Here is a 13,911-nt window from a genome sequence, read left to right as displayed (position 1 = left end):
GTTACCTCGCTCATAAAAATGGGAGGTGTGTGGAGGATTAAAGCTTGTTATGCTGCTTTAAGCAAGCAGTTTCAAGGTAAGATTATGGTAAATTTGAAATGTAGTGTGTGTGTTGTTTTATTGACGATCTCCACTTTCCTATTTTTAGCGGCTTGTGAGCCAGCCCAAAATCTTCATCATCGTGAAAACGAAAATTCTAATCTACAAGAGCATTTTTCCTTCAATCAGTTGGCTGCAATAGACCAAGGTACAGATAACATAGAAGCTGTTTACGGATGGCTTGATTCCAACACGATTCTATATTCTAAAAAGGCCGAAATGGAAGAATGGCCTCAGTTAATGGCCTGGAATTTGAAGTCGAATGAACATACTATTTTGTATCAGCCATCTGCACCAATCTCATCCGTTTCGATTAGCCCGTCTAAAGCGTATATTCTTGTATCAACACCGCTAGAAGAAAAAATACAAAGTAGTATTTTACGTGCTAATGGAGAGCTTGTATATTCTGTAGCATTACCTGCTTATGAAATCACATATGAGTGGAATATGTACAAAGATGGCGTTTTGTTTTTGTCCAATTTTTCAAAAGACTGGTCGTATAATAGCTATATTGTCAATGTAAATGAGCAAACAATCGATATGATAGACCAGTTACAGCCATTTGCTCAGTGGGATAGTGAAAACGGGATGATGTTTCTTGATTGGAAAAAGGATCAACAAACTTTGACAGCACCGTTAGTTAGAAAAGAGTTAGATTGTGAAGAATCAGAAAGCATCATGTTAGATGTTGTTCATTTTAAGAAGATGAAGCAAACGCTGATGACGATTCAACCGCAAACTGAAAATTTAAATCGGGCCACGTATACATTTTTTGACGAACAAAACAAACCGATTACTTCTTTTTCCGTTCCGTATGTAAACAGCTATTCGGATTGGAAGATTCCATCCTATGATTTTAATGAGGAAAAAGGAGATTTCTTCACCTTTATTCCTTCAAAACCTATGTATTCTAATCAAAATGAAGCAGTGTTTACTTTGATTACATTTAATTGGAAGACAGGTAAAAAAGAAAAGATACTCCAAGATATTAAAAGTAAATCATTAAGTTGTTCACCTGATGGGAACTTCTGTTTATATGGTTATCAATTAGAAAACATCATTGATATGCAGCATAAAAAAGTGAAACCATTGTTTAAACTAAAACAATAATACATACAAAAATCCCACCGTAAGTGGGATTTTTGTATGTATACATGTTTAGTGAGCAACAGGAAACCCGCTGTTAAGAATCGTCATGACAGTGAACCAGCCAAAGACAGCGGCACTTCCGCCAGCAAAGAGCAGGCCTAAATAATTCTTGTTTTTTAAAGTAGTAAAAACAGCGAACAATGCGAGGATTGAAACAAGTCCAAAAATAATCATCAGTACCATGATTTTGACCTCCTTATTAATCATTCAGCTTGTATAGTGTACCCAAAAACAAGATGGTTAAGAGAAATACAGGAAAACTTTTCATTTATTAACAGTTTACTTGGTTTTGAATAGTTTGTCGAGATGGAAAAATAGCTATGTTGATTGCTATTCCAATTTACGATTTGGTTATATAATGAAAGGAATAAAGAAATTGGAGTTGATAAGGATATGAAATGGAATCAAATCCCGCTAGGGCCATTACAAACAAATTGTTACATACTTTCGGATGATCAAACATGTATTATTTTCGATCCGGGCGAGGAGCCGCAAAAGCTTATTCAATACATTCAAACGAAAAAGTTACAACCACTTGCCGTGTTATTAACGCATGCTCATTTTGATCATATTGGGGCTCTCGATGCTATTCGTGAACACTATCAAATTCCTGCCTATATTCACCAAAGAGAAGCAAAATGGCTCTCAGACCCAGCGTTAAATGGTTCGCAAAGATGGTTTCCAGATAGTCCGATGCGCCTAAAGCCTGCTGAACATGTGCTGACAAGTGAACAAGAGCTGACGATTGGTTCGTTTCATTTTCAACTATTTGAAACACCAGGTCATTCACCGGGCAGTATTTCTTACTATTTGAAAGAGAAGGGCATGTTATTTTCAGGCGATGTTTTGTTTTTAAATAGTATTGGTAGAACCGATTTACCAGGTGGAAATCACGATGAATTATTGCAAAGTATTGAAAACAAATTACTTCCTCTACCGGATGATACAATTGTTTGTCCGGGGCATGGACCAGTGACAACAATTGGCGATGAGCGAGTAAGCAATCCATTTTTGTAAACGGTAAGGCTTTATGATGGGATGGGAGAGGTGAAATCGATGCAGATGGAACAGATATATGCACAAATAGAAAATAGTTTTTCTGACCTTGTTGAATGGCGAAGATATTTACACCAAAATCCCGAGTTATCTTTTCAGGAAACGGAAACTGCAACGTTTATTGCCCAGAAGCTGCGTAGTTTTGGGTTAGACGTAAAAGAGAATATTGGCGGAAATGGTGTTATTGGTATTCTTACAGGAGAACAAGAAGGGAAAACAATCGCCTTAAGAGCAGATTTTGATGCTCTTCCGATTCAGGATGAAAAGGAGACGACATATAAATCACAAAGAACAGGTGTAATGCATGCTTGTGGTCATGACGGCCATACATCCGCACTGCTTGGGGTAGCACGAACGCTTAGCCAGTTTCGGGAAAAAATAAAAGGGAAACTCATTTTTATTTTTCAACATGCAGAGGAGAAGCCTCCTGGCGGCGCAAAATTTATGGTCGAAGACGGGGTATTAGACGGAGTAGACGCTGTATTTGGTGCACATCTAGCAACAGATATTCCCTATGGAAAAGTAGCGGTTGGTTCAGGATTTCGTATGGCTGCAGTTGATGCTTTTACGATTACAATTGAAGGAAAAGGGGGACATGGAGCGAGACCTCATCAGTCGATTGATTCTATTGTGATTGGAAGCGAAATTGTCCAATCTTTGCAAAAAATTGTGAGTCGCAGAATCAACCCTTTACAAGCGGCAGTAGTCACTATTGGAGTTTTTCAAGCAGGTGATGCTTTCAATGTTATTGCCAATTCAGCTAAGCTTGAAGGAACCGTTCGTACCTTTGACCATGATGTGCGTGTTCAAATTGAAGAAGAAATTCGTTCTATTGTTAAAGGGATTACGGAGGCACATCATGCTAGTTATCATATTGATTATTTAAATGGCTATCCAGCTTTATATAATCATCCTTCGGAAACGGAATTATTAAGGGAAGTTTTGATAGAACTATTTTCGAAAGAGTCGATTGTAGAATTCGATCCGTCTATGGGCGCAGAAGATTTTGCATACTTTTTACAAGAAAAACCGGGAACGTACTTTAAAGTCGGGGCTCGAAATGAGCATGAAAGCACGCATTTTCCACACCATCATCCTCGTTTTGATTTTGAAGAGAAAGCGCTAGTCATAATGGGAAAAGCCTTTGTGAAAATTATTGAGCATTATGTATTCTAGCTAACAGGCATCTGAGACAAGTTTTGTTTCAGGTGCCTATTTTTTTATAATATTTAGAAGGCAAATGGGGGTGGCAGTGTAATGGAGAAGTATATGAAACAGCTAATTATGAATAGTCCGGACCAAAAAATTTCTTTTTGCGAGTACATGGAGGCCGTTTTATATACGCCGGAGATTGGCTATTATATGCGTTCTAGAGAGAAAATTGGGAGAGAGGGAGATTTTTATACATCTGTCAATGTAGGAGATGTATTTGGGAGGGTATTGGCTAAATGGTTTGCTTATTTAATAAAAGAATATAACCTGCCTCCAACAATCATCGAAATTGGTTCTGGAGACGGAAAGCTTGCTTATGATATATTGCATTATTGGAAAGAGAAGGAGATTCAACTTTTTGATTGTGTTGAATATAGATTAGTTGATCGTAGTTTAGACCATCAGCAGAGACAAAAAGAACGGCTAATGGCTTTTCCACAGGTTTCTTTTGGAGGTGTTCTTGAGCAATATTCAGAGCTAAATGGAATTGTTTTCTCCAATGAGTTGTTCGATGCTTTGCCTGTTCATAGTATTGAGAAGCAAAATAGAGAAATGCTGGAGGTATTTGTTACAATAAAGAACGAAATGCTTATTGAAATAAAATCGCCATTGAGGAATGATAAAATTATTTCTTATTTAGAGAGTCAGAACATTTGTTTAAAAGAAGGACAGCGTATGGAAATACCATTACAAATGGTGGAATTGTATCAAAATCTTGCATCGCGAATACAATCTGGATTGCTTGTAACGATTGATTATGGTTATACAGATGAAGAGTGGCGACAACCTATTCATTGTCAAGGCAGTTTGCGTGGTTATTACCAACACAGAATGGTAAGGAATGTTTTAGAGCATCCAGGTAAGATGGATTTAACGTCCCATATTCATTTTGATTGTTTAAGAAGAGAAGGAGTAAAGTATGGATTTGTCGAGGAGGATTTTTTACAACAGCAGGCATTTTTAGTGAAGGCAGGAATCATGGATGAATTAGAAGAAGATAATGGACTTGACCCATTTTCAGAAACAGCGAAGCGAAATCGAGCCATTCGAAGTTTACTTGTCGGAGGATATAGTGAGTATTTTCGAGTTCTTGTTCAGTCAAAGGGGCTTATGAACGGGTAAATCAACAGCCCATAAAATAAGATTTATGGGCGATGTATTATTATTTTAGTGAGCGGCACCAGGGGTCATTAAAAAGACAGTATAGTACGTAAATCCAGCGAAGAAAACGGTTAAGTATGCGCCAAACACATACAAATACATACGTTCAGACAGTTTTAAATAACTTAAAAGCACAAAGAATCCTGTTTGAGCAAAGAAAAGTAAAGAAGTTTGGTACATATCGCCTAAATAGAAGAAAATGGCCATGATTCCTGTCCAAAAGCCACATACTCTAAACATGCGTTCCATTTGTAACCCTCCTCTTTTTTTCCAAACATTGTCATTATAAAACCATTATAGTGTAATTGATAGGGCTATGTAAAGCTGAGTTTGCATCTACTTTGTAATGATTGCTTTATATGTACAGGATGCGTATTCAGAAATAGAGTCTTGAATTTCTATTAGTTCTACTTTATCGAATACAGCTTGGACGATTCCATTTAAGGAATATTCACATTTCATACAGGGTAATAGTGTTTAATTATATATAAAAGGTATTCATAAAATGTCCAAAAATTATAAAATATTTAAATGTTAGTAAATTTTGAACAATTGCTGTTTTTTAAAACTCTTATTAGATGGCTCTAGAGTGTGGTAGGAAAAGACCTATAACTTAGTATGCCCGAAATGAAGCTATTTAATTAATAGGGTTTACTGTGAATAAATAGCTTTGTTAAACAATATTGCTGACAAAATGAAATGAGCCAAGACAAATAAATAAAACTCTTTTATAAAAAAGAAGGATTTTGCCAGTGGGTGTCGAAATTTGGGAATATAGAAAATTAGGAGGTGAATGCTCAGGCATGTCTATTGAAAAAACGGCAGATGATATTTTGAAGCGTGCTATCAGGTTAGCTGCATCAGATATTCATATTTTGCCCCGCAAAGAAGGTCCACTCGTTCGATTTCGAATCGATAATCGACTCATTCCCCAAGAAACTCTCTCTTTTGAAGAAACAGAACGCCTTATCTCTCATCTAAAATATCTCGCATCAATGGATATCGGCGAAAAAAGAAGACCCCAAAACGGTTCGATTACGCTTCACTTAGAAGATCGAGTGATCGGACTTAGATTATCAACATTACCTACAGCATATGTTGAAAGTTTAGCTATTCGTTTAATTCCCCAGCAAAACATTCTGCCACTTAACCAACTCTCTCTTTTTCCAACCACTACTAAGCAACTGATTTCTCTTTTAAAGCACTCACATGGAATGATTATTCTTACGGGTCCGACTGGATCAGGAAAAACGACGACGCTGTATTCCATCCTTCATCATGTGCAGGAATTGTATAACCGCCATGTTATTACTCTTGAAGATCCTATCGAAAATCAAGCTGAAAACGTATTGCAAGTTCAAATTAATGAGAAAGCGGGAATTACGTATTCAGTTGGTTTAAAGGCAGCTTTACGTCACGACCCCGATGTAATTATGGTCGGAGAAATTCGTGATTCAGAAACAGCTAAAATAGCGATTAGGGCGGCACTTACAGGCCATTTACTGTTAACAACGATGCATAGTCGTGATGCCGCAGGAGCTATTTCACGGCTGTTAGAGTTTGGTGTAAGCTGGTTAGAAATTGAACAAAGTTTAATTGCTGTAACGGCACAACGTTTAGTCGAATTAAAAAATCGAAGAACAGTAGGCGGTGCTGCAAATAAGCGAGCAAGTGTGTATGAACTTCTCTATGGAAGAGATTTAGTGAAAGTGTTACAAGGAGTAAAAGGAGAGAATATTGAAGTTCGCCATCGAACGTTGAAAGAAGAAATCGGTAAAGCTGTAGCGATGGGCTTTGTCGAGAACAAAGAATTTGAAAGATTGGTATTTATTGATGAGAGGGGGTAAATGGAAGGTAAAGGAGCAAGCTTCATTTTTACTCAAGCTTGGGGAACTGTTGGAACATGGTTATTCTTTAGCACAAGCGATTCGTTTTTTAACGTTTCAGGAGTCGAAAAAAAGACAAGAAGATTTACAAGAAGGAATGGAACAGTTAAAAAATGGTGAGGCTTTACATCAAGTTTTAGCCGAAATGAAATTTCATTCCCAACTTGTAAGTTATATTTATTATGGAGAGCAATACGGTGAGTTATCGCGAGCATTAAAGGAAGGGGGGAAATATTGGACGAAGAGAGCGGAAGACTTGGACAAAATAAAGAAACTGTTCATTTATCCAATTTTTCTACTCTTTTTTATTGGTAATGTTTTTTTTATTTTGCAACGTGTACTTTTACCGAAATTTGAGACGCTTTTTGCTTCGATGCAGATTGAACACAATATATTCTTGAACAGTATATTAGCTGTCTCGGCCATTCTCCCGAAAATCCCTATCATTTTACTTTTATTGTGTATCCTCATTTATCTACTCAAACGATATTGGTTTAACCAATTATGCCCCCTTACTCAAAGAAAGCTTATCTTGCATATCCCGGTTATTGGGATGCTTATTCGCTTATACGAGACCCACTTTTTTGCAAGTCAGTTTAGCGGCTTATTGTCCGGTGGTCTTTCTATTAATGAGAGCCTACAGCTATTGGCGCAAAACCGGCAGCAGTCTTTTTATCAAAAGCTATGTGCTCAAATGCAGCGCGAGTTATTAGAAGGAAAGCAGTTTGAAGTAATTGTTCAGAAGCTTTCTTATTTTGAAAAGAACCTTTATATTGTGATAGCAAATGGTCAAAAGTACGGAAGACTTGATGAAGAATTATTTCATTATAGTCGCTTATTGTTAGAAAGAATTGAAGAGAAAACAAGCATGATTATGCGCATTATTCAGCCTATGTTGTTTTCATTCATTGGTCTGCTTATTGTCTCTATTTATTTAGCTGTATTATTGCCCATGTTTTCATTACTTAATGGCTTATAAGGAGGGTCTTTTGTTGAAAAGGTTACGCAATCAAAAAGGATTTACTCTCATCGAGATGCTCATTGTCTTGCTCATTATTTCCGTTTTGTTAATCATTACGATCCCAAATATTACGAAGCATCAATCGACGGTTCAGACAAAAGGATGTGAAGCATTTGTGAAAATGGTACAGTCCCAAGTGCAAGCTTATGAAATCGATCATAATAAATGGCCAGCTAATGTAGCGGAACTGAAGACTGAAGGCTATTTAGTACAAACTACATGTCCGAATGGAGGTACGGTTAGCATTGATAGCGATGGAAAGGTAGAAGCTGATGCTAAAAAATAACAGTGGAGGGTATACGTTAACTGAGATTTTGATGGTTTTGTCCATTTTTCTTTTAATTGTTTCATTAAGCATCAATCTATATCCGCCATATATAGAAAGGATGGAAATAAAACAGTTTGTCAAGCAATTTGGAGACGATCTTTTTTACGCTCAGCAATATGCTATAAGCCATGAGCAGCAGACGACTGTTTATATGTATAGTGATAATTATAAAGTGTCTTCGTCATCAGGCGATTATACGCTGCAAAGAACACTTCCTGCCCATGTTACATTTAAGAATCGGACATTAGGAGAAAGAATTGCTTTTAATAGTGTCGGTACAGCCATTACATCAGGAATTATGCATGTTCAGTCGAAGCACGAGACATATAAATTAACAGTGTATATTGGTAAAGGGAGATTTAAATTTGAGAAAGTGTGACGGGTATATTTATTTAGATATGCTAGCCGCGTTATCCATTTGTTTATTTATTGTATTTGCGTTGTTTCCTATATTTGATCAATTAAAGCTTAATAAGAAAAACATGTTGTTAAGGACAGAAGCGCATTATCTATTATATGAAAAGTTAACTGCATTTGCTGATGGAGAGATTGAGGCCGTGCCCACAGAAATCACGCGCCAAAATCATCTGTTTACTTTGAACTGGGGAGTACCAAACGGCTTTCCTGAAATGGTGGAAGGGTGCATCCAGTATCAAAACGCCTTTGGTAAGAGAGAAGAGGTGTGTGATGCTACAAAAAAGTAATGGGTTTACAATGGTTGAAATGCTTATATCACTCGTCGTATTCATGATGATTTCTCTTTTTGTTTTACAAATCTTTTTGGTTATGTATCCCAATCTTATAATGAACAAGCAGCTTCATCATAAGGAATGGGAAGTTTTTTCAATACAGTTGCAAAAAGAATTGAGGGAATCGAAGAATCAAACAGTAAAGAATAATAAACTGTATTTGCTCACAAATGGAAGTGTAGCTTCGGTTGAATTGTATCAAAATATCGTACGGCGCCAAGTAGAGGGGTTAGGACATGAAATTTTATTGCAAAATGTCGCTGACTTTCAAGTAAACCAGAAGGGAAACCAAATTAGTGTACAAGTTACAGATTATAGTGGAAAGCAATATAGTCGCACATTTCATCCGTATTTTAAGAAAGAGTTTAACGTAAATGAAGAATGAAAAAGGTTTTGCGTCGCCAATTGTACTTGTTGTTTCGACCTCTTTCATTTTATTGGCAGGGTATATGATGGAGCAATTTGTTCTGGATAAACGGTTTTATAAAGAAGTGGAAGAAACCTTAATGTCTGATCATTTATTGCGCTTAGCTGTTCGTGATTTGGAAAGAGAATGGGGAGAATTAGAAGAAGTCATAATTGAGCCGGGGATCCTTCTGTATCCAAATGGTGATGTGTATTATGAAGTGGTAAATCAAAATGAGGAAGTTGCTTCCGTTTATTTATACGGATCTACAGTCAATAACAGAAAGGGAGTGGTATTAATTTATTATGATAAGAATGTAGGAAAGGTAATAGAATGGATGGAAAAATAGTCAATAGGTAGTTTAGGGGATGAAGACACTATATTTAACAGAGTTTATGGAAACGGGAAAATAACGGGCGGTAAACAGTTTTCTAAACAGAGGTAAGTATACGGGCCAAGAGGCTGAAAATTGATTGCTAAGATGATACAGTAGGACGTCTGTCTGTTAAATGTCGTATAAAGCCAGGAAAAAATGGGTATGCTTATGAGCAGGTGATGCTTATGTCAACCAATGCTTATATTAAATACTTGACACAACAATTGGTTCAATATTTTAATTTAACAAAAACAGAACGTAAGGAAAATCGTCAACAAAGGAAGGGAGAGCGTACTTCTTCTGTCTCTACTTGGTTTGGCATTGTTCCATTTGCGTTATCGATGTTTTTTAAGAAAATGAAAAAAGGAAAACAGATGTCCTAATTGGGCATCTGTTTTCTTTCGTTATAGATCAATAAATATTCAAGGCAGAGAGGAAGGCCCAACTTATGATGTTTTATAATCAGATAAATAAAATAACCCTCCATTCACGATTGAAATGTGTATTTTCGGTTCGTATTGCGCTTTTAGCGCTTCTTTTTCTGTATAGTAGCTTTCGCTTTTTTCTTCACTTTCGTTGTAAAAATGTTCTAATAAACGGAGGTCATTATTCCATCGCTGCACCGCTTGCTCTGCCCAAGTATGATCATCCTGCTCAAAGTTTTGGCGAATATAACGATCTAATCTTGTTAATCCGCTTTTAGGCATAATGAGCGGAGAGAGTGTAAAAGAATAATCAGGAATTTTAGGTGTTAATTTAATAGAAAAAATATGATTATAAAATTCATTTACGATTTCCCCGGTAATAAGATTAAGCCCGACGGATTGGAAAATATCTTTTTTGCGATCACATTGATAAGAGATTTTTACATTCAAATTTAACCAAGGAAATAGAGAAACTTGCTGGCCGTTTGTTTGTTTATCTTCATATAAGCGAATGTAGCTGGCTAGTTTTTTTGTTGATTCAATAATTTGATGAAGACGTGGTGAACCGAAATAAATATGTTCTCCTTTTATATGTTCTGGTGCGTTTTGGCTGTCTGTTATAAACGTTAATTGTGAAGGATTAGGGATGCCGCCTGTTTTTTCAAGGTAGTGCCAATAAAAAGGGCGGTTCATTAACTCTTTATCCATTTCAATTGTTAATTGAACAGTTAAATAAGTATTATGATTTTTAAGTATTTCACAATGATTCGCTTCAAAGTATGTGACTAAAAATTTATGAATGTCCTGCTGCTGCATGAACGTCACCATCTTTCATTTGTTGAGCAAATTGAATGAGGGAAGATAAATTGTCCATTTTAATTTTCATTTCTCCTTCTGATTTGGACTCACCAACGACATCAATTAAGTACTCTTCGATATTGTGAATATCTAGTTTTGTTAAAATATCATCTAACTCACCGATTACTTTTTCGAATAAATGAATTTTTTCATATAAGAGTTTGAGGATGTGTTCCTCCACAGTATTTCGGGTTGCAAAATTATAGATCATGACATCCTTTTCTTGTCCAAGTCGATGGATCCGTCCGATGCGCTGCTCTAATCTCATTGGATTCCACGGCAAGTCAAAATTAATTAAATGATTACAAAACTGAAGGTTGATCCCTTCTCCTCCGGCCTCTGTTGCAATTAAGACTTGCGTTTGTTTTTGAAACAGCTCACGCATCCAATCTTTTTTACCGCGTTTAAAGCCGCCGCGAAATGGCACAGAAGAAATGCCATTTTGTTGCAAATACCATTGTAAGTAGAGCTGTGTGGCACGATATTCCGTAAAAATAATGACTTTATCATCAATTTTTTTTATTAACTCCAGCGCTTTTTCAGCTTTGGAATTCTGTTCTGTCTCGTTCACTTTTTGTAAGACGTTGTCAATCATCGCTGTAAAGGCTACAGGTGGGTTTTCATACTTCGCTTTCATATTTTTTAACGTATAATATACAGCCTCGCGACTACTGCACGCCTCCCTTTGAAGTGTGAGCGTTGAAAAAGAAGAATGACCGACTCCATCTGAATGGACTTTAAACTGCGAAACTGCATCATATAAAGCTTGCTCTGTTTTAGAAAAGTCAATAATAATCGTTTCAACTTGGCGTTTCGTCCATTCGATTTTCGTGTCTGCCCGGCGGTTGCGAATCATCACCGTGTTAACGAGTTCTTTTAGATGTTGGTCTTCTTGGATAGTACGTCCTTTTCCTTTATATTTTTCGGCAAATAATTTGGCATTTCCTAAATGTCCTGGTTTTAATAGAGAAACGAGGTGAAATATTTCTTCCACCTTATTTTGAATAGGTGTTGCTGTTAGTAATAAACAAAACTTTTTTTTGAGATTTTGGACAAACTCGTAATTTTTTGTTTTATTATTTTTAAGTTTATGTGCTTCATCAATAATGACAAAATCATAATCTTGATTCAAAATTATCTCACTATGCGGTTTCCTTTTAGCGGTATCAATCGAGGACACCACTACATCACAAGAGTCCCATACATAGCTTTTTCTTTGTGTAACTGCTGGTATATGAAACTTTGTATTTAATTCAAACGCCCATTGAGTGACGAGGGAAGCAGGTACAAGAATTAATACTTTTTTGACAAGGCCACGAATCATATATTCTTTTAAAATTAAACCTGCTTCAATCGTTTTTCCAAGTCCTACTTCATCTGCTAAAATGGCTTTTCCATTCATTTCTTCCACTACTTGTCTAGCTACTTCAAGCTGATGAGGCAACGGCTTTAAATAAGGCAAATATTTAGGTGCCTGTAACCCTTCAAAATCAGAAATAACAAGATCTTTAGTGACTTCTATTGCTAATTTATAAAGCTCCCAGTTTGCCCAGGGCCCATCCTCATTAATTTTCGTTAAAAAATTATCACTCCATTCTAAATCAGAGGTAATTTCAATTTTCACACGCTCCAACCCCTTTCGAATTGTTCTAAACACGAATGTTTTATTGTGAAATGCTCGTAAATGATCAGTTTTCAGAATTTATTTTATAAAAAATGATTGCAGTTATATCCCGCTTAAGGTAGGATGAGAGTATCTTAAAGAAAAGCATAATTTGTTTTTCATAGTATGAGCAGTACGTGACAATTTTATAAGCGAATGAAGGCAAGGGGAGAGACTACGTCATGTAGCGCCGAAGGAGCAAACGAAGCTGTGAATCTCTCAGGCAAAAGAACTCTTGCTGGACGCAACTCTGGAGAGTGTCACGATAGGTGACCACCAAAGGGGAAAGCCTTGTATAAGGTAAACTTTCAGGTTTCAGGACAGAGAAAAGCTATGATAGGCTTTCTCTGTCCTTTTTTATGCCTTTTTTGAGGAATATTTTCGCGTTAACAAGTTTATTGAAGGAGGGAATTCCTTGACGAATTTAAAAAGAACACCATTATTTGAAGTATATCGTGAGAGTGGTGCCAAGACGATTGATTTTGGGGGCTGGGAACTGCCTGTACAATTCTCAGGAATTAAAGAGGAGCATGAAACAGTTCGCACAAAAGTGGGGTTGTTTGATGTTTCGCATATGGGTGAGTTTGAAGTTAAAGGAAATCAAAGTCTTGCTTTCTTACAAAAAATGCTTACGAATGATTTATCCAAGCTGCAAGCAGGTGGAGCACTTTATACAGCGATGTGCTATGAAAATGGCGGCACAGTAGATGATTTAATTGTTTATAAAAGAGCAGAACAGGACTATTTGCTTTGTGTGAATGCTGCAAATATCGATAAAGATTTTGACTGGTTACAATCACACCTTATTAAAGATGTAGAGCTTGTTAATGTTTCTAGTGAATATGCGCAGCTTGCTTTGCAAGGACCTCTTGCAGAAACGGTACTTCAAAAATTAACGAAAGATTCAGATTTGAGTGAAATTGGCTTTTTCAAATTTAAGGATGGAGTCGATATTAACGGTGTTCAAGCACTAGTTTCCCGCACTGGTTATACAGGGGAGGATGGGTTTGAAATCTATTGCCGTCCTGAAGCGGCGCCGCAATTGTGGCGCAAATTGTTAGAGGCTGGTCAAGAAGAAGGGATTTTACCAATCGGATTAGGCGCGCGCGACACGCTTCGATTTGAAGCGAAATTGCCATTGTATGGTCAAGAACTTTCTGCTCATATTACACCGATTGAAGCTGGTATTGGCTTTGCGGTTAAAACGGAAAAGAGCGCAGACTTCTTAGGGAAAGAAGTACTTTCCTTACAAAAAGAACATGGTGCTCCACGCAAACTAGTTGGGTTGGAAATGATTGATCGCGGGATTCCGCGTCATGGCTATAAAGTTTACAGCGGCGAGAAGTTAATTGGAGAAGTTACGACGGGAACGCAATCACCAACTTTGAAGAAAAATGTTGGGTTGGCACTGCTCGAGCAAGCATTCACTACTCTGGGCACTGAAGTCGAAGTAGAGATTCGTTCGAAACGCTTAAAAGCTGTTACAACGGCAACACCATTTTATAAACGACCACGAAACTAG

At 36.9% G+C, this 13,911-nt stretch carries 17 protein-coding genes and 2 riboswitches; of the genes, 13 read left to right on the top strand and 4 right to left on the bottom strand.

The features are described from left to right. The first annotated feature begins 27 nt into the window (after positions 1 to 27). Positions 28 to 1,209, top strand: a complete 1,182-nt coding sequence (locus D1953_RS02320) for a YqgU-like beta propeller domain-containing protein (protein ID WP_142920426.1) — start codon at positions 28 to 30, stop codon at positions 1,207 to 1,209. A 48-nt stretch (positions 1,210 to 1,257) separates the two neighbouring features. Here the strand turns inward: D1953_RS02320 and D1953_RS02315 are convergent, their stop codons facing one another. After that, positions 1,258 to 1,431: a DUF2759 domain-containing protein gene (locus D1953_RS02315; protein ID WP_119115525.1), complete on the bottom strand. Its 174-nt coding sequence runs from the start codon at positions 1,429 to 1,431 to the stop codon at positions 1,258 to 1,260. A 210-nt stretch (positions 1,432 to 1,641) separates the two neighbouring features. Here D1953_RS02315 and D1953_RS02310 point away from each other — a divergent pair, with 210 nt between their 5' ends. The 3 genes from D1953_RS02310 to D1953_RS02300 all read left to right on the top strand — a co-directional run bounded on the left by D1953_RS02310 (position 1,642) and on the right by D1953_RS02300 (position 4,638). After that, positions 1,642 to 2,265, top strand: a complete 624-nt coding sequence (locus tag D1953_RS02310) for an MBL fold metallo-hydrolase (RefSeq protein WP_119115524.1) — start codon at positions 1,642 to 1,644, stop codon at positions 2,263 to 2,265. 39 nt (positions 2,266 to 2,304) lie between these two features. Further along, entirely contained in the window at positions 2,305 to 3,480 is a 1,176-nt protein-coding gene (locus tag D1953_RS02305) for a M20 metallopeptidase family protein (protein WP_245979829.1), read from the top strand. A gap of 81 nt (positions 3,481 to 3,561) precedes the next feature. Beyond that, positions 3,562 to 4,638 carry a class I SAM-dependent methyltransferase gene (locus D1953_RS02300; protein ID WP_119115522.1) on the top strand — a complete coding sequence of 359 codons (1,077 nt, stop codon included), beginning with the start codon at positions 3,562 to 3,564 and terminating at the stop codon, positions 4,636 to 4,638. 45 nt (positions 4,639 to 4,683) lie between these two features. Here the strand turns inward: D1953_RS02300 and D1953_RS02295 are convergent, their stop codons facing one another. Beyond that, the gene (locus D1953_RS02295; RefSeq protein WP_119115521.1) at positions 4,684 to 4,926 is read right to left on the bottom strand and encodes a DUF2626 domain-containing protein; all 243 of its coding nucleotides are present in this window, start codon (positions 4,924 to 4,926) and stop codon (positions 4,684 to 4,686) included. Positions 4,927 to 5,480: 554 nt separating this feature from the next. Between D1953_RS02295 and comGA the strand changes: the two genes are divergently transcribed. The 8 genes from comGA to D1953_RS02255 all read left to right on the top strand — a co-directional run bounded on the left by comGA (position 5,481) and on the right by D1953_RS02255 (position 9,826). Further along, positions 5,481 to 6,524 carry a competence type IV pilus ATPase ComGA gene (gene comGA, locus D1953_RS02290; protein ID WP_119115638.1) on the top strand — a complete coding sequence of 348 codons (1,044 nt, stop codon included), beginning with the start codon at positions 5,481 to 5,483 and terminating at the stop codon, positions 6,522 to 6,524. Further along, on the top strand, positions 6,490 to 7,542 hold the full coding sequence (gene comGB / locus D1953_RS02285) for a competence type IV pilus assembly protein ComGB (RefSeq protein ID WP_119115520.1): 1,053 nt from the start codon (positions 6,490 to 6,492) through the stop codon (positions 7,540 to 7,542). Before comGA ends, comGB begins: the two co-directional genes overlap by 35 nt. Positions 7,543 to 7,555: 13 nt before the next feature. Continuing rightward, positions 7,556 to 7,870 (top strand): competence type IV pilus major pilin ComGC, encoded by a 315-nt coding sequence (gene comGC, locus D1953_RS02280; RefSeq protein WP_281271516.1) that lies wholly within the window; start codon positions 7,556 to 7,558, stop codon positions 7,868 to 7,870. Next, complete coding sequence (gene comGD / locus D1953_RS02275) at positions 7,857 to 8,291, top strand: competence type IV pilus minor pilin ComGD (RefSeq protein WP_119115518.1); 435 nt, start codon at positions 7,857 to 7,859, stop codon at positions 8,289 to 8,291. The genes comGC and comGD overlap by 14 nt, the downstream gene beginning before the upstream one ends. After that, positions 8,278 to 8,616, top strand: a complete 339-nt coding sequence (locus D1953_RS02270) for a hypothetical protein (protein WP_119115517.1) — start codon at positions 8,278 to 8,280, stop codon at positions 8,614 to 8,616. The genes comGD and D1953_RS02270 overlap by 14 nt, the downstream gene beginning before the upstream one ends. Beyond that, the gene (gene comGF, locus D1953_RS02265) at positions 8,600 to 9,046 is read left to right on the top strand and encodes a competence type IV pilus minor pilin ComGF (RefSeq protein WP_119115516.1); all 447 of its coding nucleotides are present in this window, start codon (positions 8,600 to 8,602) and stop codon (positions 9,044 to 9,046) included. Before D1953_RS02270 ends, comGF begins: the two co-directional genes overlap by 17 nt. Beyond that, positions 9,036 to 9,416: a competence type IV pilus minor pilin ComGG gene (comGG, locus tag D1953_RS02260; RefSeq protein ID WP_119115515.1), complete on the top strand. Its 381-nt coding sequence runs from the start codon at positions 9,036 to 9,038 to the stop codon at positions 9,414 to 9,416. The genes comGF and comGG overlap by 11 nt, the downstream gene beginning before the upstream one ends. Positions 9,417 to 9,628: 212 nt before the next feature. Beyond that, entirely contained in the window at positions 9,629 to 9,826 is a 198-nt protein-coding gene (locus tag D1953_RS02255) for a YqzE family protein (RefSeq protein WP_119115514.1), read from the top strand. A gap of 63 nt (positions 9,827 to 9,889) precedes the next feature. On the opposite strand, the gene D1953_RS02250 is transcribed toward D1953_RS02255, so the two are convergent. Both D1953_RS02250 and D1953_RS02245 read right to left on the bottom strand, forming a co-directional pair. After that, positions 9,890 to 10,684 carry a YqhG family protein gene (locus D1953_RS02250; RefSeq protein ID WP_119115513.1) on the bottom strand — a complete coding sequence of 265 codons (795 nt, stop codon included), beginning with the start codon at positions 10,682 to 10,684 and terminating at the stop codon, positions 9,890 to 9,892. Continuing rightward, a complete protein-coding gene (locus D1953_RS02245; RefSeq protein ID WP_119115512.1) occupies positions 10,662 to 12,350 on the bottom strand; it encodes a DEAD/DEAH box helicase in 1,689 nt (562 codons plus the stop codon). The genes D1953_RS02250 and D1953_RS02245 overlap by 23 nt, the downstream gene beginning before the upstream one ends. A 195-nt stretch (positions 12,351 to 12,545) precedes the next feature. Further along, positions 12,546 to 12,634, top strand: a riboswitch (glycine riboswitch). Between the two features lie 3 nt (positions 12,635 to 12,637). Further along, a riboswitch (glycine riboswitch) is annotated at positions 12,638 to 12,715 on the top strand. Between the two features lie 89 nt (positions 12,716 to 12,804). On the opposite strand from D1953_RS02245, the gene gcvT reads away from it, so the two are divergent. Further along, positions 12,805 to 13,911, top strand: coding sequence for a glycine cleavage system aminomethyltransferase GcvT (gcvT, locus tag D1953_RS02240; RefSeq protein ID WP_119115511.1), 1,107 nt, complete (start codon positions 12,805 to 12,807; stop codon positions 13,909 to 13,911).

The sequence above is a fragment of the Peribacillus asahii genome (assembly GCF_003570725.1).
GTDB lineage: Bacteria > Bacillota > Bacilli > Bacillales > DSM-1321 > Peribacillus > Peribacillus asahii.
The sequence above is the reverse complement of the archived record's forward strand: the minus strand, read 5'-3'. Positions and strand labels throughout refer to the sequence as shown.